Source organism: Gloeothece verrucosa PCC 7822 (genome assembly GCF_000147335.1).
Taxonomy (GTDB): domain Bacteria; phylum Cyanobacteriota; class Cyanobacteriia; order Cyanobacteriales; family Microcystaceae; genus Gloeothece; species Gloeothece verrucosa.
In genome coordinates this window covers 2,395,028-2,414,712 of record NC_014501.1, presented here as the reverse complement: position 1 = coordinate 2,414,712, position 19,685 = coordinate 2,395,028, and the positions used below count along the sequence as shown (strand labels likewise).

Below are 19,685 nucleotides of genomic sequence, written 5' to 3'. Positions count from 1 at the left end.
GTGGACAAAAATCATAACAAACTCCGGTAAGCCTTAAGTGTTTCTCTAGCGGTATTCTCCCAAGAAAATAATTTTGCTCTTTTTTTTCCTTTCTCAATTAAATCTTGACGCAACTGAGAATCAGTAATAACCTGATAAATTGCCTCAGCTAATTCCTGAGCATCATCAGGGTTGATCAAAAGGGTAGCATCTCCGGCCACTTCAGGTAGAGAAGAGGTATTAGAGGTGACTACTGGTGTTCCCAAGGTCATCGCTTCCAAAACGGGAAGACCAAAACCTTCATAAATAGAAGGATAAACAAAAACATCGGCATGGCGATAGAATTCGGCCACTTTTTCATCTGATAAATAATCTAAATGTTCAATATCCTGTTTCCAAGGAGAATTGGCGATGGCTTCAAATATCGGTTGATATTTCCAACCTTTTTGTCCGATCAGCACTAAACGATGGTCAATTTTATAATGGAGTTTGAGTATATTAAAGGCAAAAATTAAAGTATTAATATTTTTTCTCGGTTCGATCGTGCTGACAAAAAGGAGATAAGGTTTTGAAGACGAGGGTGCTTTTTCTGTTAAAAAATCTTCGGATGAATAGCGGCTCGCCAAGGGAGTTACATAAATTTTATCTGGCTTAACGCCTAAATAATTAATGAGATCATTTTTAGAACTTTCGGAAATGGTAATCACTAAATCCGTCCATTTTAAACATTGTTTAACTCGCCCCGTGTAAGTTCTAACAATTGAGTTAACCAATTGAGGATATTTAATAAAAGTCAGATCGGTAATAGTCATCACTTTTAAACTATTACGACAGGGATAAACCACATGATCGGGGCCATGAACAATATCAGGCGACCCAAAATATTTTTCAAAATAGGCTAAACTTGGATTAGGATATTTGGCTAAAAAATTAGAAAGGGTTACGGGAATAGGTAAACAATAAATATTGGCATATTTTTGCAGTTTTTCGGGAACCGATAAATTTCTTTTTAGCCAATTTTTGACCGAAGGCTGATAAGAAACTGACAAGTGAAAATTTTCATCTTTTTGCAACTGTTGAAGACCATTAATTAAATGATAAACATAAAGGCCTATTCCACTGGGTTTGGGTCTTAAAGCTGTGCCATCAATTAAAATTTTTAACATGAGTTTGCTTATCAATGAATGATAAGTTGATGAATCGTTGACAATACAAGAAAATTCCTTGAAGTTTAGCTAAGGCAAACTTCGGTTTTAAAGGAAGGATAACCAGTGACATGAAAATCATGCGGATAAATCTCCCCCAAAGAAGCAAGGGGTTTGTATGTTTTTCTAAACTGAGCAAATAACTATAAATGTTATGAATCAGTCTGAGATATCCATATTTTAGCGTAATAGAAGATGCTTCATGAATCACTTTAATTTGATTGGTGATGGCGATTAAATGGCCTCCTTTAGCATAACGCTGACAAAAATCAAAATCTTCATAATAAAGAAAATAATCGGTATCAAAATAGGGACTTTCTTGAAATTGTTTTAAATTAATCAAAAGACTACAACCCGTTACCCACTGGGCTGATAAATAGGGTTTATCCTGATAATCTAAAGATTCCTCTACCACAACAATTTCACCGGTTTTGACGCTAAATTTACCCCAACCAAACCAAATTTTACCTGATGGTTCATAAACTTCTGTCCCCAGGAGGGAAATTTCCGGGTGATTGACAAAGAATTGACTAGCTTTAGGGAGAGAATCAGGAAGCAAATAGGCATCCGGATTAATTAACCAAACAATGGCTTCTTTGTTTTCTGCATAAATCCAGTTTAATCCTAAATTACAAGCTTTTCCAAAGCCCAAATTCTTTTTCGCTTCTAAAAGATAAATGTTTTCACTTTTCAGGGTTCTAATTTGCTCATCATCAGGTGAATTGTTGACAATCACAATAGAGAAATCATTCACTTGATTTTCTCTCAGAGAAGCCATTAAACGACTGATGAGAGGAGTACAATAATAGTTGACTATTAGAAAATAAAAACAAGGGGGTTGACTTTTGAGCATACTTAGGCTTAAGCTAATTAACTTTGTTGAGTTGACAGATGGTATATTTTTCTATGTGGGTAGATAAAGGTTGACAATTAATCGGATTGATGGTTAATCCTAACGCCGCTAAATCTTTCTGTTTAGCTAGTTGTTTATCAGGTTCTTTTTTTTCAAAATTTATTTCTAATAAATACAGGGACTTTTCGGGAGTAGCTTTAATAATTTTTTCAGCATTTTTTCTCATTAAAGTATTAGGACTTAATCCCGAATTGCCGGTAATACGAACTAATCGCGTATGACGAGGAAAATAAGGGACTACATAGCCCATTGGTTCTCCACCCCACATAACAATTACCGAGTTTTCGTATCGATTGAGTAAATTTTTCTCAATCCCAAAATAATTAGATGACCAAGCAATTCGCCACCAATCAAGCGGTTGAACAGTTATTATTAACGTAAAAAATAAGGCGATGGAAAGATGTTTTGTTATTTTCGGAAGGGGATAAATATAGCCAATTACTAAAACAATTAAAACGGGCGTTAAAAGTTCTAAAACAATTAAATATCGATAAATAGAAAACTGAATTAACCAGATCAGATAAGCGGCTGTAAAAAAAGGGAGAAATAGACGAAAAGCATTCTCATTTATAAGAGGGTTTTTGCTGGTTTTCTGGGGATTATAAAACTTTTTATATAAAGCAAAGCCGAGCAGGAAAACAATTAAAATATAAGCCAGTGAGAATCGTACATCTCTAAACTTTAATTCAGCGACTAAATTGGGATTATGCAAAAAATAAAAAGGATAAAATATAGCTTGCAAAAGGTTACGAGGAAGAAATCTGGCATCTTTTAAATTAAAATCGGTTTCAATATAAGGCGATTGAAAAATTTTATTAAAAAAGGGAAAAAGAGGATTAGAAAAGTTGCTCCACATCAAAAACATCCAATAGCCAGCAGTGAGCATAAACCCGCTAAACATTGTGCCGATTATAATCCCTAAATTCCTAATCTTTCGTGGCCAATTATTATGGATAAAATTAATAGCGACAATTAAACTAATACCATATAGGGCAACTGTCAGTTTAAGCCCTACACCTAACCCCATGACTAAACCCGCTATCATCAAGTTTTTTAGAGGAATATCTTGATGTTTAGAGAGACTATAAATAATAATTAATAAAGACCCTAGGGCAAATAAACTGGCGGTACTATCACCCATTGTGGTTCCTAATTCAGATAAATAAGCCGCTCCCCAAAAACTGGTTAACGCCGCTAATAAGCTAATTAAATGTTTATAGGTATCCTTCAAATTAATAAGAGAAAAATAGAGAATATAATGAACAAACCACAAATTTAAACCGTGCAGTCCTCCTAGGAAAGAATTGACGATAATTGAGGGAATTTTTAGATAATATATACTGACAAAAAAAGGAATATCTAATAAAGGATTAAAAAAGGTTTGAATTTGAGCCGGTAAGATATCATATTTAATTCGGTCTGTCAGCAACATATAGGGATTATAAAAATGATAGTTTCGCAGGTCCCAATTGACATCTTGTCCGAAAATAATTGTCACTAATGCCCCAAGTAAAAAGTAACTGAGCGCTAATATCACAGGGGTAGAGATATTTTTCAGTCTAAAAGTCTTCATCGATAGCTATAGACTCGATAATGTTTAAAAAAATTATTATTTCATGTTTGGTCAAAAATCACAAGTTAATTTTTTATGCGACTTGACAATTTATTTTTAGCTAGACATAGGATTTGAGAATAATAAGGGAACTTTTTGAGTTAATTGTAGTCGTCTCAAAGAGTAAGCCTAGTATTCTCAATTTTTTTAAGGGTGGAAAACGAGAGTGAATTGCTTGATATGAACAGACACCCCAGATAGAATAAAGGTTTCCTAAGCTGAACCATTCAATGATTATCCCCCTAAATATCTCATGCTACCGATTAACCTCATAATTCCCAAAACTGTGAAAATAGCTATTTTAAAAGATAATCTTAATAAAGCTTATTTAAAATTTTTCTTAGTGATCATTTTGATCGCGGTAATTGGATTATCTACGGTTAGTCATTATGGAGCAACTTGGGATGAATGGATAGAAATTTATATGGTTCAATGGGTTCGGCAATATATTAAGGATGGAACGCCGATACCTAGAGATTCAAAATATTATGGTTTTATTTTTAATTATGCCGCCGATCAAATTTATGATTTAACTAAACCTTTGGGAGATTTTAAGTCAGTTCAAGCGAGTAATACTTTCAATGAACATGAAAAAAATGTCCTGAAATTAAAACGAAGAATACAAGTTAAACATATTGTTACTTTTATATTTTCTTTACTGGCTTTCGTTGCTGTTGGGGGAATTGTCGCTATATTGACCGGTTGGGAATACGCTTGGTTTGCTCCTATAGTTTTAGCTTTGTTTCCTCAATTTTGGGGACATAGCTTTTTTAATCCTAAAGATATTCCCTTTGCTGTTATGTTTACGGTTTCCACTTGGTTAGGAGCTTGTTTACTTAATTATTATTATCAAGTAGAAGCCGAACATCTGAAAATAGGAAAGAATAAAATAACCCTATATTCCCTATTATATGGAGGTCTTGCCGGTTTATTTACAGGCATTAGGGTAGGGGGGTTTTTAATGATATTTTTTGTGATAGCCGCTCATCTATTAACCCATCTCAATCTGAAGGCTCTCTCTTTAAAAATTAAAAACTTTGCGCCTTTTTACGGTTTAATGATCGGGAGTTGGTTTTTAATCACCACTCTTTGTTATCCCGCTTCTTGGTCTAACCCCATCCAATGGTTTTTTGCCGCTTTGGATAATTTTTCTAAATATAGTCTTTGGGATAACTCTGTATTATTTGACGGGCAATTTATACCCGGTAAATCTTTGCCTTGGTATTATTTACTTCGACTGTTGACTATTACTGTACCGATAATTTTTCTACTGGCTTTTTTAATCGGTGTAATGGCCATAATTATCAACTATAAAAAATTCCCCGAAAATCGACGAGCTTGTGCAATTTTAGTTTTGTTGCAAGTGTTTTTTATTCCCACCGTCGCGATTTTAAAACATTCGACAATTTATGATGGAATCCGACATTTTTTATTTATCCTGCCGGCCATAGCCGCTCTATCAGCTACGGGTTTGATTTGGATTTATAAAAAAATCAATAATAAGCCACTTAAAATTTTTGCGGTCACTTTACTGATGATCCAATTTAGTTTAATTATTACAGATATGTCGGCTCTACATCCCTATCAATATAGTTATTTTAATAGAACTTATGGAGGGTTAGCGGCTGCCTACAATCAACAAGAAACGGATTATTGGGGATTAAGTTTAAGGGAAGGAATGGAATGGCTTAATAAAAATGCAGAACCCAATTCTAAAATTGTCATAGCCGGCCCCTTATTTGCCGCCGAAATATTTTCTGATCTCCATCATAAATTTACCTTAATTAACCGTGATGATTTTCACCTGGGTCAAGACCCATTACCCGATTATTACATGGGACTTCCCCGCTATGATTATCACAAAGCTTTTCCGGAATGTCCTGTAGTTTATTCGGTCACCAGACAAAATACCCCCCTGACGATTGTTAAAAAATGTCCGTAAAAAATCCCCTTAAAAATAGTTTTGTTTTCCTTGAAATTACTTAAAAAATAATTAGATTATGCTAGATCATTTACAGAAAATAAATCAAGTTGCACTAAATAATTATAGAATCGCTGTCCTCTTGCCTTGTCGAAATGAAGGATTAACCATTGCTCGAGTAGTTTCTGAGTTTAAAAAAGCCCTTCCTCAAGCAGAAATATATGTTTATAATAACCGCTCAACCGATGATACTGTAGAGCAAGCTCAGTCTTCAGGCGCGATTGTTTGTCATGAATATCTACCTGGAAAAGGCAATGTGGTTAGGCGAATGTTTGCCGATATTGACGCTGATATTTATGTTCTTGCCGATGGCGATAATACCTATGAAGTCGGTGCAGTCAAACGGCTGATAGAAAGATTATTAACCGAACAATTAGATATGGTAGTGGGGGCGCGTCGTGTGGCAGGAAATACCCCCCAAGCTTACCGTCCTGGTCACAAAATGGGCAATCGTTTCTTGACTGGTTTTGTGCAATTTTTATTTGGTGCTAGACTGGTAGATATGCTCTCGGGCTATCGAGTTTTTTCTCGTCGTTTTGTTAAATCATTTCCGGCCTTATCCAATGGCTTTGAAATAGAAACTGAGTTAACAATACACGCTCTAGAGTTAAAAATTCCTTTTGCCGAAGAACCTACTATTTATGGTTCTCGTCCTCCAGGTTCAGAAAGTAAGCTGAGAACCTTTACCGATGGTTGGCGAGTCTTGGGAACCGCTTTATTATTATTTAAAGAAATTCGTCCCTTTCTCTTTTTTAGCTTAGTATCTTTGTTTCTGGGTTGTGTTTCCATCGCTTTAGCGATACCAATTTTTATTAATTATTTAGAAACGGGTTTAGTACCGAGATTTCCCACAGCAATTCTTTCAGCTTCTATTATGTTATTAGCCTTTTTAAGTCTTACCTGTGGATTGATTTTAGATTCAGTGGCTAGGGGAAGACGAGAAGTTAAGCGCATGGCCTATCTTTCTTATTCTCTGCCTCAATTAGTCGGTCAATCTTTGCGGCTCAAGGAATAAGCTTAAACTTATGAAAGCGATTAAACCTTATCTTCGTTGGCTAATTTTTGGCGGGACTTTGTTCTTTATCCTTAAAACCCTTAAAGACCACTGGCAACAGGTAGCATCAGTTCGCCTAGAAACACAAGGATGGTGGCTGCTGATTCTTGCCGCCATGATAACTTTTTTTGCTCATACTTGGTCGGGTTGGGTTTGGACTTGGATTCTGAAAATTTTTAAACAACCGGTGAACCCAAGATGGGCGGTTTGTGTCTATCTGAAAACGAATTTGGCTAAGTATCTGCCGGGTAATGTTTGGCACTTTTACGGACGTATTTCGGCTGTTCATAAGGTGGGTGGTTCTTTAGAAGCGGCTAGTGTGAGCGTTTTATTAGAACCTGTGTTAATGGCAGCCGCCGCACTTTCTATTGCTGTGGTGAGTAGTGGGTTAGGATTGATTAAAAGCCAGGGAAATAATCCGATTTTGTTGTGCGAATTTTTGGCTTTAATTGCCGTTTTATTGGGGATACATCCCTATATTCTGAATCCTCTGATGAAGCGTCTGAGCCGCTTAAAAAATCCAGGTCATTCTATTAGCTCAGTGCAGATAGACTCTTATCCTCTATTACCCCTGTTAGGAGAAATCGGGTTTTTAGGATTTAGAGGTATTGGTTTTATTGTTACTTTAATGGCTTTAATGACTGTCAATCCTATTTATCTACCTCAATTAATTAGTGTTTTTAGTTTGGCTTGGTTACTGGGATTAATCGTACCCGGCGCTCCCGGGGGTTTAGGGGTATTTGAAGCCACCATGATTGCTTTATTAAATCGTCAGGATTTTCCCGTTGCTATTATTTTGAGTGCGGTGGCTTTATATCGCTTGATTAGTATTTTGGCAGAAGTGGCCGGGGCGGGTTTCGGGTCTTTTAGTCAAATTCAAGTTTCTAAAACGCCTTAATCCTCTTATTTTCTCAGATGAAATAATAATTCTGCCAACTTTTCTTGAACCTTTTCGGGACTATATTGAGATATGGTTTTGAGACTATTTTCAGAAAGATGATGCCAAAGTTCGGCATTATTATATAACTGCAAAACTTTTTGAGCAAACGCTTGGGGTTCATCAGCAATCAGGACATCATAGCCATCGGTTAATCCCATACCCTCTGCACCAATTTTTGTGGTAACCGTAGGGAGTCCATAGGACATACTATGACCAATTTTACCTTTCATACCGGCACCAAATCGTAAAGGAGCCACAAACAGGCGGCTTGTGAGAAAATAAGGTTCTACCTCTTCCACATATCCCTGAACAATGACTCGTTCGCTTTCTAGGGCTTTAACTTCATCTTTCATATTACTGCCCAATAAAATCACTTTAATCTCAGGGTTAGACTGCCAGATAATGGGCATAATTTCCTGACATAACCAGATCACCGCGTCAATATTCGGAGGATGATTATAACTGCCGATAAAGACTAAATCCGAGCGTTGCTCAAAGCTTTTTAATTGACCTTCATAGGGATGATGAATATTCGGAATGACCCAAACTTTATTGATATCCAAATCATTTAATGTCTTTTTTTCCACCTCAGTTACTACCACTGTGGCTTCTGTTGCTTGAGCAAATTTGGTTTCCTGTTTTTGATAGGTTTCCCAAGACCAAGTAGTATTCTGGTAATCTCCGGATAAATAATCTTGTTGTCTTTTTATGCGTAAAAAATGTAAGTCAATGGTGTCGTAAATAACCGGAACTTTAGCATAATGTCTAATCAAATCTAAATATTTTTCACATAATTCGGGACGACATAACCACACTGTATCCACTAAAGATAATCGATTAATTAACTGTTCTTCTAAGTTCGGTTGTGTGGGGGTAGAGTATAAGACTTCTATTCCCATCCCTTGTAGCGTCGAGGTATAGGGTTCTTCAGGAAACCCATTATCGGGTAGAAAAATAATCGAGTAACCTAGATTCTGAAGAATTTTTAAAATACCTAGTAGTCTGACACAACCGGATTCCCGGTCATAAAGGGGAACATAAGAGTCAATAACGAGAATGGTGGGTTTTCCTTGTAACCGTCTTGCGCCTTTGGGAACATGATTAGGATCGTTAGAAAAATGCTTGCTCAGTTCTTCTTTCCACTTTTGTTGAAATTTGGTGTAATTGACTTGTTGATACTGTTTCGCGCCACTGTTTAAATCTGTGCCTGAAGTAATTCCTTCATAATGAATCAATTTTGATTGAGGTTGATATAAAACTTTATAGCCGAGTTTTCGGAGGGCAAAACATAAATCTGTATCTTCATAATAAGCCGGTAAAAATGTCTCAGAAAATCCCCCTAATTGACGAAAAATATCCGCCCGAACTAATAAACTCGCCCCCGAACAATAGTCAACTTCTCTGACATAATTATATTCGGGTTCATCAGGATTTTGAAGTCGTCCATAGTTCCATCCTGAAGCATCTTGCCAAATAATTCCTCCGGCTTCTTGAAGTCTTCCATCTGGATAGATCAATTTAGACCCTACTGCGCCGACTTTTGGGTTATTTTGGATCAAGTCTAACAAACTTTCTAAACAGCCAGATAAAATTTGAGTATCATTATTTAAAAAATATAAAAATTTTCCTTTAGCCGCAGAAGAACCCGCATTACAGGAGCGGATAAAACCCATATTGTTAGAATTTTTTAACCTGCGAATTCCGGTTATTTGCTCTAAGCCTTTTTCTGTTTCATCAGTGGAGCAATCATCAACGACAATTACTTCAAAACTGAAGGATTTATCTAAGGTTTTGCTAATGGAGTTTAAGCAATTAAATGTATATAAAAATTGATTGTAAACTGGAATAATAATCGATACTAAAGGATCGTCTGATGTTTCTATTTCAATGGGCTTAGGAGATTCTAATTGAGCAATTTTTAGTACCTCTATATCCGCTTGAAAAATTTCTTTTCCCGTGACCGTTTTAACGATTTTTTTAATAATTTTTCTTTGGGTTCGCCAGAGAGCAATTCCTATTCCTTCTTCGGATAAAGCAAACAAAAATTTTTTAATTAACTGCTTGATTTTAAACACTAATTTCTATCCTCCTAAAGTTTAGTCGAGTCAAAAAAAATTATTTTTCTGTGCTTTCCTGAACAATTCTTTTTAATTTCAACCCAGCAAAGAGCATTTTTCCGAAGAGACTGCTTTTTATTTGTTGAAGAGTTGCCTGGCATTTTTCTAACTCTTTTTGCACTCGGAAAAAATCTGATTGAGTTTTTCTTAATTCCGATTCTAAGTCGGCTTCGTGAGCTTCTAGCTGTTGAATTCTAGCTATTCCCCGGTCTCGTTGCTTTTCTAAATCATTGCGATAGTTTTCCAATTTTTCATAGATGTTCATTTTTAAAGATTCGGGGAGTAAATTATAATAGGATGAGGTCAGTAGCTTTTTATAAAAACGTAAGTGATCTCGTATAGATTCTCCTGTCTCAAGATTTTTGACTGATTCTTGCTCGGGATGAATACGAAAATAAGACAGCGTTTGATCAATGAAGCCTATTTGATAATAAAGCATGACCCTAGCCCACATTTCTACATCAACTACTTGACATAAATCGGCATCAAATGTTCCGAGTTGATCAAATACTTCTTTTTTGATCAGTACGTTGCTAGGTTCGCCTATTTTATTCATAGGCTCTTGCAAAAAGTTAGGGTCTTTTAACAGAGTTTCTCCTGATTGAATTTCTTCAAGTATTGACCAATGCTCATGTAAATTTTGACAATTATTATAGATATTTAGGCAGCTTTGCAAAGTTTCTGCCTCTTTTGACAATATTAGTTCTCTTTGACAAAAAACCATGCCGATTTTCTCATTTTTTTGGCATAGTTTAACCATTTCTTCGAGGCAATTCGGCTTAAGAATATCATCCTGAAACAAAAATTTAATATAGTCTCCTTGAGCCTGGGAAATACAATAATTCCAGTTGTTAATCATTCCCTGATCGGGATTCGTGAAAATTTTAAAGTGATGTGGACTTTGCTCTTGATAAATTCGAGCGATTTGCAGGGTTTGATCGGTAGAACTATCATCGCTCAGAATAATTTCTAGGTGGGGATAAGTTTGAGATAAGGCCGAGGATAAAGTTTCCCCGAGAAATTTTTCCCCTTGATAAGTGGGAATTAAAATACTGACTAAAGGAAAAGGATTTTTATTCATATCTTCCCGATGGTCGGGAGTATCGAGTACACTAGGAAGTATAGCATTAGGGGTAATATCCCTGACTTGGCCAGAGGAGACAATCCCTGCTGAGAAGTCAATCACGCCCGATTAACAAGCTCAGTAACTTGCTGAGTTACTACTCGCATTCAACAAACAATAAAGACTCTAGGGAGATTGAGGTCAAGTCTATTTAGCCAGTCAGTCAAGCGAGTTTCTTCGCGGTTGCTCCTGCTCCCAATGCCCCCAACTGAATCATTTAAAACATCTATTTGTCTGAGCTTGTTGACTGATGGTCAATAAGACACTCTTGATGGAAATCCGCTTTAATAAAACGAATCTGCTCAAAATCCTAGTTCGCTCACCCGGATGTAAGGCCTGATACTCCTTTTTCCCTATGGAAGGAGCAGTGTTGATCCTCGTGCGGCTAAAATCGCCGGTATTACAGCTAATTTTAGTCCAGTGGAGAAACCAGTGAGTCAAAATGCTTTATTTTGCATTTGTTAACACTTCTTCTTACTTTATTGATCAACATATCGCGATTTTAGATGGAAAATAAAAGTAAGGGGTCAAGTGAATTTTGACTTGATTATTCATTAACTTTCGTTTTGAAAAAGATCTATGCTTGTTTGTCCCCAATGCCAATATGACAATCCTAACTCGAGCCAGTCTTGTACGCGCTGCGGAACTTCTTTATCCTATAAAGACTGTGGTGAATGTGGAACAATGATTTCTTTTGAAGCTGAAAAATGTCCCCATTGCGGCGCATTTACAGCCACAGTATGGTGGGCAGTGATCGCTCTTGAGGGCGAAGCGGCAACAAAACCTGTTTTTGTAGATGGGAGTCTAGCGGGTCATCAGCCGCTCAAAGAGTCCCCTACCCCTGAGCCGTTGTTTGACTCCTCACAGCAGTCAGCAACCGCAATTCTTGAACAGCCATATCTAGACCCAGGGCAACGTTATCGCCTGATGGCTGATGTTCAAACCCGAGTTTGTCCGCAAAAAATCCCTAAACCCCTATGCTTGGAAGGGCTAGTAGTGGACTGCCAACCCTTACAGAAGTCGGTCTTAAAGGCACTATTAGAAGAGCAAGGGGAATGGTTAAATCAGGATGATCACGCCGCTAATGCTACCCTCGCCATGAAAAATTTATTATGGCATCAGTTGGGAATTTCTCAACTGGCACTTCCGTACTTGAGTTTAGGAAAATTTTATCCTTTAATTCCAGAAATACACGAAGTTTGGTCTGATGAGAGCCAAGATATCATTCTTCTAGAAAATCGCTCAAACTGGCAGCCTCTTTCTCTATTTTTGTCCACTGAAGAATTACCCAGTTTACAAATCCTCTATTGGTTTAATGAAATGGCTTCTTTGTGGACTCCTCTGTCTGAAGTCCACTGTTGTCAAAGCTTATTGATGAAAAATAATTTGCGAGTTGATGAAGATCAAACGCTTGGATTAATGCAATTGTATGATGATCCTGCCGATGTTCAACCCACTCTTGAGGATTTAGGGCGAATGTGGCAAGAGTTGTTGCAGGAGTCTCAGCAGCAAAACCTAGAGCCGCTTTTGGAGTTGGTAAAACAAGTGATTGCTGGAGAAATTGATAGCATCAGTCAATTATGTCTTGAACTGCAAAATTTAGGTAATCAGCAGCAAGTTAAAGACCTCAACCTCTCCGAAGAGTCACTCAATGGCTACGACGTTGATGAGCAAAAAGTTGAGGCCATGTCTCTGCCGTTCGAGTTCTATCAAAACGATGAGTCTCTCGATACAGAGGAAGAGGACGAAACCATTATTGAGGGCAATATGAGTGAGGATTTGTCAACGGCTGACTTACCGATGCAACTCCTTAGTCTAAGTGATGCTGGTGCCACTGATATTGGTCGTCAAAGGCGACATAATGAGGATCATTTTGGCATAGAAACTGAGATTACCAAACAACATAGTAATCGAGGGCAAAAAGTTCGCGCTAAAGGCTTGTATATTGTGTGCGATGGCATGGGGGGTCATGCCTCTGGAGAGGTGGCTAGTGCTTTAGCCGTTGATACCCTGCAACGTTACTTTGCGACTCATTGGACTCAGGAGTTACCGGATGCAGAAACCATTGAACAGGGAATTTTATTAGCCAACGAGACGATTTACCAAGTTAATCAAGACCAAGATAGTTATGGTAGTGGTCGTATGGGGACTACGCTAGTGATGGTATTGCTAGAAGGAACTCGAGTGGTCATTGCCCACGTGGGTGATAGCCGGATTTACCAAATCAATCGCAAGTGGGGTTTAGAACAATTAACGGTAGATCATGAAGTAGGACAACGAGCTATCACAGAAGGCATTGCTCCTGAGATCGCTTACTCTCGCCCTGATGCTTACCAACTGACTCAAGCGTTAGGTCCTCATGAGAATCAATATGTCAAGCCAGATATCAAATATCTAGACTTGCATGAGGATACTCTTCTGTTATTGTGTTCTGATGGGCTTTCTGATAATCAATTCCTGGAAACAAATTATGAAACTTGTTTGACTCCTTTAATTAGCTCTAGTGCGAATTTAGATGAAGGACTGCGAAAGATGATGGCTTTGGCCAATCAGAAAAATGGACATGATAACATCACTGCTATCATCGTGAGAATTAAACTTCAGCCTTATTTTGACCAACCCCTGTAAAGTTATTGTGACCAGTCGTGATCTAGTCACTCAATTATTGAGATGATAGATTCACGGTCTTTAAATCTTTGCATTTAGGGTAGTCAATTCTTGTTGCTCACTCTTCATCCCAAGCTTCTACTAACAAGACTTCTTGGACTGGATCTTGCATAGTGAAGCCAAAATCTAGCAGTTCTTTCTTCCAAAAAGACCATTCATCTCCATAAAGAAGGGCTAATTTCCAGATGCTATCGCTAGATTTGATTACTTTTGACTCAACAAGTGTAGTCACTTTACGCTGAAACTTCACCATTGGGTGAGCGACTTGATTAGTCATATACTCAATTTGTGTGCAATCAACTAAGTTTTACAAAATCTATTTAGGTAACGCTTCTTTGATATTTATATTTTACCAACTTATGTATGTTAAGCGATCAAGAAGCGCTCTTACCTAAGATTACCTCAATCAAGGGGATTCAGGCAAGTCTTTTTTACAAAATGTACGGTAATTACTACTACTTTTGGCAGCAACTTACAGACAGGGTCTTTATTTAGTATAACCTGAAGCAACAATCATTGACCCAATTCCCTGATCAGAAAAGATTTCCAACAGTAAAGCATGGGGGACACGACCATCGATAATGTGTGCCGCCCGAACCCCTTGAGCCAGCGATCGCACACAACAGGTCACTTTAGGAATCATGCCACCGCCAACAATCCCTGCACTAATTAAATCTCTGGCTTGTTGAATATCCAATTTAGTGAGTAAGGTAGAGGGATCTTTATAATCTTCCAGAATTCCGGCTGTATCTGTCAGTAAAATCATTTTTTCGGCTCCCAAAGCCGCCGCGATTTCTCCGGCTACGGTATCTGCATTAATATTGTGAGCTTGTCCACTTTCATCGGCGGCTACACTAGAAATAACGGGAATATAGCCATTTTCTACCAAAGAGGTAATTAATCGGGTATCCACACTAGCCACTTCACCGACAAAACCAATCCCTTCTTTACCCACAGGACGTGCTTTAACTAAATTCCCATCTTTACCACATAATCCCACCGCTAACCCACCAGCTTGATTAATCAAGGAGACTATTTCTTTATTGACACGTCCTACCAGTACCATTTCTACGACATCCATCGTCGGGGCATCAGTCACTCTTAGCCCGTCTTTAAATTGAGGTTCTATGCCTAATTTATCCAACCAACTATTGATTTCTGGGCCTCCACCATGCACCACTACAGGACGTAATCCCACACAAGACATAAAAACAATATCTCGCATCACTTTGTCCTTGAGAGAACTGTCTTTCATGGCTGCACCACCGTATTTAACAACCACTGTACGACCAGCAAATTTTTGAATGTAGGGCAAAGCTTCGCTTAAAATTCTTACCCGTGTGGCTGCTTCTTGCTTGATGTATTCGCTTTCAATACTCATTGACTGTATCTACTCGTTATCAATGTATCTGTTATTCAGTTTAGCGGTTTAGGGTGACTCAAAAACTGTTCAATCCGGACTGATAAGCTAAAGGACTTGGACATCTTTAATCATTAATCATAGTGCCGCATTTTCTCTGACTACAGATTTTGCAGAAATTCTTCCAATTTAAGCTAGGAGACTACTTGCACAATTGACCAGTTCTCAGGCTCGGGGAACACCGACTCAGAGAACAGACCCCTCGGAAAATTCGGTTTAGGCAAACGGTTTAGTGATCTAAATCACTGTTTTCTTGTACCCATATCACAGCAAAATTGTGAAATTAATCTTAATATTTTTGATGAGATCTTGTAGAGAGAATGTATCTTAATAAGATGGCTCTATGTAAAAATACGGTGTACCTTCTAGTCCTTGAATATTCCGGTTATCGACAAATAATTAAGTTAACCCAAAAAACTTATAGTCTCGGTCGCGAGGCGAGTAACGCTATTGTTATAGACTTTCAAAAAGTTTCTCGAAAACATGCGACGTTAATTCAAAAAAAAGACCCCATTACTAAGCAATATGTTTATTGGATATTGGATGGAAATCTGCAAGGTCAAAAAAGCCATAATGGTCTTTTTGTCAATGGCAGAAAATGTTATGTAAAAGAATTAAAAGATGGAGATAAAATTAATTTTGGTTGTCAAGTAAATGCCGTTTATCATGCGGTTGAACACCCCCAAAAATTAATGAGTTTAAAAACTATCAATGAAAATACTACCCCGGATCTTTTCCAAGAATTTTTAGAAATAGAAAAAGAACTCTCTCCCATCATCAAATTAGAGTCCACTGAGCAAGAGGATACAATGCCTCTAGCTCAAATGCTTCCCCTGTCGCCCTCAGAGTCTTATAATACTAATTTAAATTTTTTCCAATTTAAAGACACAAACCCTCACCAAGCCTCTCTCGATGAGCAACTGATTAAAAATTTTGATTTATTGATAGAAGCTTCTAAACTATCACAAGCAGAAAGTTCTCTTCAACGAGCTTTAGAAAAACAAGAATTTGCCTTATATTACCAACCTCAATATAATCTGAAAACTAAAAAAATTGATAGCTTAGAAGTTCTATTGCGCTGGCAGCATCCTAAAAAAGGCATAATTTTGCCACATCAGTTTATACCGGTTGCCGAGAAAACAGAGCTAATCATTCCTATTGGTGAATGGGTCTTGAAACAAGCTTGTCAACAAATGAAAATTTGGCAACAATTAGGATTACCTACGCTATCAATTTCTGTTAATCTTTCGGCTAAACAGTTTCGCGATAGCAATTTGATGAACATGATCAGTCGGGTTTTAAATGAAACCGGCATTATTTCCCAACTGCTCGAGCTAGAAATAACCGAAAAAACTATCATGAAAAATGAGGACTTAGCTAACCAAATTTTGGCGGATCTTAAAAATTTGGGAGTTCGTCTTTCTCTAGATAATTTTGGCAGAGAATATGCTTCATTATCTTATTTACAAAAATATCCTTTTCATACGGTCAAGCTCGATCAATCATTTATCAAAAACTTTACCAGTAGCTCGCAACAGTTGGCCCTACTGTCAGCCGTGATCGCTTGGGGACGTTTCACTAAGCTGAATATCGTTGCTGGAGGAGTAGAAACCGACGAACAATTAAAACTCTTATCTAAGTTAACTTTTGAAAAAATTCAAGGATATAAAATCAGTCTACCTTTAACGGTAACCGATGCTACTAAGTTGTTATTAGTTCAGGTTTCTCAAGGAAGTTAAAATTTTCATATTTTATTATATTTTTAAAAAAAAACTATGGTAAATTTAAAATGCTTAAGTCAAGTTATTCCCAGCAAAATTATTTATTGAGTACCTCGGCTCAGAATCTAATTTATGAACATTTTAAACAGCTTGTTATTACTCATTCCGCAGCCGAAACTCTCGAAGAATTTCGCGGTTTAATTTTTGAGGAAAAAAGCCCCCTTGATCCTTCTGTTTATTCAACCTTAAAACCCCTTCTTTTTTCTCAGAAAGGAGAAAAACAATTTCATGAAATGATCAATTATTGTTGTCAAATCATGATTGATCAGTGGTGCCAAGAGTCTTCTACTTATCCAGCCATTTTCACATTAGTCTCTTTATTTAATCAAGATTTTGCCCTTGAAGGGGTAGGTTTAAATGCTAAAATTATCTCTCTCCCATCTTCAGGTTATAGCCGACTTTGGCTTGACAATTACAAAAAAACTCAATCTTATTTACAACTTCAACGCCTAGCCAGAGCTATCTACCCTCAGCAAGCTGTTTTGGCTCAAAAGCCTCAAATTCTAGGAGACTTACTTTATCGCTATTCTTTTCTTTATCGACATTGCTTACTCACTCAAGATAGTAGTTATGAATATAGTCTTGGGATCAGCAATCTAAAAACCCGGAGACGACAAGAATTTGAACTAGCACTGGTTAAATATCTTTTTTATCATACTAGATTAAGACAAAATAAATTGACCCAGGGAGCAGTTTTTCTGCTCAAAAAACCTGCTAATCCTACTTGGTTAAAAGAGGTCGAACTACACAGGGCACTTCAAATTTTTAGCCGCAAAGCTCAAAGCATTAATCGCCAGCAAATTTTTTCATCTTCTTATCAAAATTTCAAAAATAAGTTTTATAAGTATTTAACGAAAAATTTAGTTGATTTTGAGTTTGATAATCAGCATTTTTTTGAGGTTTTATACAAAAAAATTCAGGATATTTGTCCCGAGGAAAATTCTCGAAAATTGAACGAATTTTTATTGTTAAATACCTGTATTAATCTTCTTAATTTTTTGCTTGTTGAAGAGATTTCAAGTGATAAATCTTATTTTTTAAGTCACTTGGTTACTCATTTAGGCGGAACCAGAACAGTCCATTTACTGGTCAAAATTCTTATTTTTTGTCCTAAAGTAAAACCGCATTTAGATACAAAATTAGCTTTAATATTTAAACGCTATGAGTTATTTCCTCTCTCTTCTGTTACATGGTTCATCAGGATTTTAGAAAATTTTTTAATCGCTTATAGCAGTTATTTGGGCAAGTTGGACTTGTCGTTTTTTGAAGTAGAATTCTTAAGGGGAAATACCAATCTTTAGCTATTCTAGTAGCGGCGAATTCTCTTCGCTCTACTGATTTAAATATTTCCCATAAGACAAGATGAATATAAAAGTTTAATCCCCAAGGTTTGAGCCGCTTAATTTTTTAGATAAAAATTCTGAGGAATAATTTGAATCTTTTCCCAATCCGTGAGGGTGTAATAAAGTTTTTCCGCCATATAAGTATTAGCATTTTCGGTCAAATGAATCGGATCTAAAAACATGGGTTTAGATAAATTTGGATTTAAATTATATAAATTTAGCACGGTCACATTTTTGGGAAAGGCTTTAGCCAACTGTTGATTAACTAACACCAATTTTTGATAAGTTTTTGGCATTTTTTCCCGATAGCCTTGTCCTAATTCATTTACAATAACTTTTTCTTGAGGTGACAATTTATCAAATTTACGACCTGTAATTTCAGGTTGAGTCGCAATAATAACCGGCACTTGAGCGACGGCGGCTAGACGAACCAGTTGCTTATGATTTTCTTGATAACGTTTGAGTCGAAGATTTAATTCTTTTTGATCAGGGGGTAAATATTGTTCTAAAGACCTCGTTTCTGAAGGAACGATCAATGAACTTTGTGCTAAAGTCGGTTGAGGTCTGAAAGCGATTTGGCCTAGCGTTTTAACCAAATAAGTTTGATCTAGCCAATGCTGAAAAGATTGATTTAAATAAGTTCGATAATGTCCAGAAGCATCCTGTAAAAACTCGTCAACTTTGGGAATATCGGCCTTAGCTTGGCTACTCGGTAACATTAAGTCAGCGTACCCATCAATAATAACAATCATGTCGGGTTGATAGGGAAAAATCGCCAAGGCAAATTGAGCCAAAGAATTTCCCGAAGTATAACCCGGTACAGCAGCATTAATAACTCGATATTTTTTCGGATAAATTTTAGCCGGTAATTGCATCAACTTTTCCCGAGTGGGAACAAAAAAAGGAAACACATCTGGACGATATTTTTCGGGAGTTCGGGTTTGTTGTGCCACTCGTTGTTGCAGCCGCAGTTCTAATTTATGACTGATGGTGTCCTCGTTTTTCTTAGTTCCTTCTCCAAAAGCCGTTGATCCCCCTAAAATAAAAATAAAAATCCGAAATTCATTCTTAGGTTTAGCTAGAGGAAGGGGTTCTTGGTCACGAAAACCCTGTGCATTAATAGTCCAAAATTGATTTTTTTGATTTTCTACCAGTTTGTAACCCAAAGACGGATTACGGGTAACAATTAAATTTCCGCTATCAGATAACCCTTCAATGGGTTTCTGAGTTTCGGTCAAAAATTTTAGACCATAAGCTTTGTCTAGGGGGGACAGGCCAGCGATTTCATTAGTTTTGCCACTGATTCCCACATAAAGCCGCGCGATAATTTCCAACAGCAGGATTAATATCGCTGGAGAAACCACCAGCAACAACAGGGGAACTTTTCCATAACGCTTAGGTTTCTTGTAATAGGGAGCGCGGTAAAAAGATGAACGCCGACGAGGTAGGGGTAATTTGAGCATTGGCTTTTCCTCTAGTAAATTATAGCCATCTTACCTTGAGTGATGAAATTTATGCAGTATGAGAGCGCAAACCTCTAAAGATTGAAA

The 19,685-nt window shown here is 37.1% G+C and carries 14 protein-coding genes; 6 read left to right on the top strand and 8 right to left on the bottom strand.

Annotated features, from left to right (window positions below; all coding sequences use genetic code 11):
- Positions 1–11: 11 nt before the first annotated feature.
- From CYAN7822_RS10570 to CYAN7822_RS10560, 3 genes are read right to left on the bottom strand one after another with little or no spacing between them, the layout of a single operon-like run.
- Positions 12–1,145, bottom strand: a complete 1,134-nt coding sequence (locus CYAN7822_RS10570) for a glycosyltransferase family 4 protein (protein ID WP_013322252.1) — start codon at positions 1,143–1,145, stop codon at positions 12–14.
- On the bottom strand, positions 1,126–2,037 hold the full coding sequence (locus CYAN7822_RS10565; protein ID WP_013322251.1) for a glycosyltransferase family 2 protein: 912 nt from the start codon (positions 2,035–2,037) through the stop codon (positions 1,126–1,128). The genes CYAN7822_RS10570 and CYAN7822_RS10565 overlap by 20 nt, the downstream gene beginning before the upstream one ends.
- A gap of 13 nt (positions 2,038–2,050) precedes the next feature.
- Entirely contained in the window at positions 2,051–3,670 is a 1,620-nt protein-coding gene (locus tag CYAN7822_RS10560; RefSeq protein WP_013322250.1) for a hypothetical protein, read from the bottom strand.
- Between the two features lie 325 nt (positions 3,671–3,995).
- On the opposite strand from CYAN7822_RS10560, the gene CYAN7822_RS10555 reads away from it, so the two are divergent.
- From CYAN7822_RS10555 to CYAN7822_RS10545, 3 genes are read left to right on the top strand one after another with little or no spacing between them, the layout of a single operon-like run.
- On the top strand, positions 3,996–5,651 hold the full coding sequence (locus CYAN7822_RS10555) for a hypothetical protein (RefSeq protein WP_041933641.1): 1,656 nt from the start codon (positions 3,996–3,998) through the stop codon (positions 5,649–5,651).
- A 58-nt stretch (positions 5,652–5,709) separates the two neighbouring features.
- Positions 5,710–6,705, top strand: a complete 996-nt coding sequence (locus tag CYAN7822_RS10550) for a glycosyltransferase family 2 protein (RefSeq protein WP_013322248.1) — start codon at positions 5,710–5,712, stop codon at positions 6,703–6,705.
- Positions 6,706–6,715: 10 nt separating this feature from the next.
- Positions 6,716–7,642, top strand: a complete 927-nt coding sequence (locus CYAN7822_RS10545) for a lysylphosphatidylglycerol synthase transmembrane domain-containing protein (protein WP_013322247.1) — start codon at positions 6,716–6,718, stop codon at positions 7,640–7,642.
- 5 nt (positions 7,643–7,647) lie between these two features.
- On the opposite strand, the gene CYAN7822_RS10540 is transcribed toward CYAN7822_RS10545, so the two are convergent.
- Together CYAN7822_RS10540 and CYAN7822_RS10535 are read right to left on the bottom strand one after the other, a co-directional pair.
- Positions 7,648–9,759 (bottom strand): glycosyltransferase, encoded by a 2,112-nt coding sequence (locus CYAN7822_RS10540; RefSeq protein ID WP_013322246.1) that lies wholly within the window; start codon positions 9,757–9,759, stop codon positions 7,648–7,650.
- A gap of 40 nt (positions 9,760–9,799) precedes the next feature.
- The gene (locus CYAN7822_RS10535; protein ID WP_013322245.1) at positions 9,800–10,987 is read right to left on the bottom strand and encodes a glycosyltransferase family 2 protein; all 1,188 of its coding nucleotides are present in this window, start codon (positions 10,985–10,987) and stop codon (positions 9,800–9,802) included.
- A gap of 516 nt (positions 10,988–11,503) precedes the next feature.
- Here CYAN7822_RS10535 and CYAN7822_RS10530 point away from each other — a divergent pair.
- Positions 11,504–13,552 carry a serine/threonine phosphatase gene (locus tag CYAN7822_RS10530; RefSeq protein ID WP_013322244.1) on the top strand — a complete coding sequence of 683 codons (2,049 nt, stop codon included), beginning with the start codon at positions 11,504–11,506 and terminating at the stop codon, positions 13,550–13,552.
- A gap of 97 nt (positions 13,553–13,649) precedes the next feature.
- On the opposite strand, the gene CYAN7822_RS10525 is transcribed toward CYAN7822_RS10530, so the two are convergent.
- Both CYAN7822_RS10525 and argB read right to left on the bottom strand, forming a co-directional pair.
- Positions 13,650–13,868: a DUF4327 family protein gene (locus CYAN7822_RS10525; protein ID WP_013322243.1), complete on the bottom strand. Its 219-nt coding sequence runs from the start codon at positions 13,866–13,868 to the stop codon at positions 13,650–13,652.
- A gap of 210 nt (positions 13,869–14,078) precedes the next feature.
- Complete coding sequence (argB, locus tag CYAN7822_RS10520; protein ID WP_013322242.1) at positions 14,079–14,972, bottom strand: acetylglutamate kinase; 894 nt, start codon at positions 14,970–14,972, stop codon at positions 14,079–14,081.
- Positions 14,973–15,346: 374 nt separating this feature from the next.
- On the opposite strand from argB, the gene CYAN7822_RS34510 reads away from it, so the two are divergent.
- Both CYAN7822_RS34510 and CYAN7822_RS10510 read left to right on the top strand, forming a co-directional pair.
- On the top strand, positions 15,347–16,750 hold the full coding sequence (locus CYAN7822_RS34510; protein WP_157871801.1) for an EAL domain-containing protein: 1,404 nt from the start codon (positions 15,347–15,349) through the stop codon (positions 16,748–16,750).
- 50 nt (positions 16,751–16,800) lie between these two features.
- Complete coding sequence (locus CYAN7822_RS10510) at positions 16,801–18,093, top strand: hypothetical protein (RefSeq protein ID WP_013322240.1); 1,293 nt, start codon at positions 16,801–16,803, stop codon at positions 18,091–18,093.
- Between the two features lie 98 nt (positions 18,094–18,191).
- Here CYAN7822_RS10510 and CYAN7822_RS10505 read toward each other — a convergent pair whose 3' ends face one another.
- Positions 18,192–19,598 carry an SGNH/GDSL hydrolase family protein gene (locus tag CYAN7822_RS10505; protein ID WP_013322239.1) on the bottom strand — a complete coding sequence of 469 codons (1,407 nt, stop codon included), beginning with the start codon at positions 19,596–19,598 and terminating at the stop codon, positions 18,192–18,194.
- Positions 19,599–19,685: the final 87 nt, after the last annotated feature.

Coding starts and splice junctions, on each gene's coding strand:
- CYAN7822_RS10570 (WP_013322252.1), bottom strand. CDS start 1,145: ATGTTAAAAATTTTAATTGATGGCACAGCTTTAAGACCCAAACCCAGT.
- CYAN7822_RS10565 (WP_013322251.1), bottom strand. CDS start 2,037: ATGCTCAAAAGTCAACCCCCTTGTTTTTATTTTCTAATAGTCAACTAT.
- CYAN7822_RS10560 (WP_013322250.1), bottom strand. CDS start 3,670: ATGAAGACTTTTAGACTGAAAAATATCTCTACCCCTGTGATATTAGCG.
- CYAN7822_RS10550 (WP_013322248.1), top strand. CDS start 5,710: ATGCTAGATCATTTACAGAAAATAAATCAAGTTGCACTAAATAATTAT.
- CYAN7822_RS10545 (WP_013322247.1), top strand. CDS start 6,716: ATGAAAGCGATTAAACCTTATCTTCGTTGGCTAATTTTTGGCGGGACT.
- CYAN7822_RS10530 (WP_013322244.1), top strand. CDS start 11,504: ATGCTTGTTTGTCCCCAATGCCAATATGACAATCCTAACTCGAGCCAG.
- CYAN7822_RS10525 (WP_013322243.1), bottom strand. CDS start 13,868: ATGACTAATCAAGTCGCTCACCCAATGGTGAAGTTTCAGCGTAAAGTG.
- argB (WP_013322242.1), bottom strand. CDS start 14,972: ATGAGTATTGAAAGCGAATACATCAAGCAAGAAGCAGCCACACGGGTA.
- CYAN7822_RS34510 (WP_157871801.1), top strand. CDS start 15,347: ATGGCTCTATGTAAAAATACGGTGTACCTTCTAGTCCTTGAATATTCC.
- CYAN7822_RS10510 (WP_013322240.1), top strand. CDS start 16,801: ATGCTTAAGTCAAGTTATTCCCAGCAAAATTATTTATTGAGTACCTCG.
- CYAN7822_RS10505 (WP_013322239.1), bottom strand. CDS start 19,598: ATGCTCAAATTACCCCTACCTCGTCGGCGTTCATCTTTTTACCGCGCT.